This is a genomic window from Bacillus cereus group sp. BfR-BA-01381, assembly GCF_022663555.1.
GTDB classification, from domain to species: Bacteria; Bacillota; Bacilli; order Bacillales; family Bacillaceae_G; genus Bacillus_A; species Bacillus_A pacificus.
This window is the reverse complement of sequence record NZ_JAKUFR010000373.1, coordinates 1-206: the sequence shown is the minus strand read 5'-3', so window position 1 is coordinate 206 and position 206 is coordinate 1. Positions and strand designations below refer to the sequence as shown.

Below are 206 nucleotides of genomic sequence, written 5' to 3'. Positions count from 1 at the left end.
ACAAAATAATGAACCGTTATCAGATGTAGAAACACCAGAACAAGTAGAACAAGATGATTCCTCTAATTACGAAGCTGGATATGAAGAAGGAAATGCAATGGAGTTAGCGACGACAGAAGAAAGTACTATGGACTCGCAAAAAGAGAATACGGAGGTATCAGATATAGAAACATCAGGACACCTGGAGCAAGATAACGTTTCGGAAT

General features: G+C 38.8%; 1 protein-coding gene. It reads left to right on the top strand.

The features are described from left to right. The coding region (locus MR079_RS29110; RefSeq protein WP_242295128.1) for a hypothetical protein at positions 1-206 on the top strand (206 nt) is incomplete at both ends.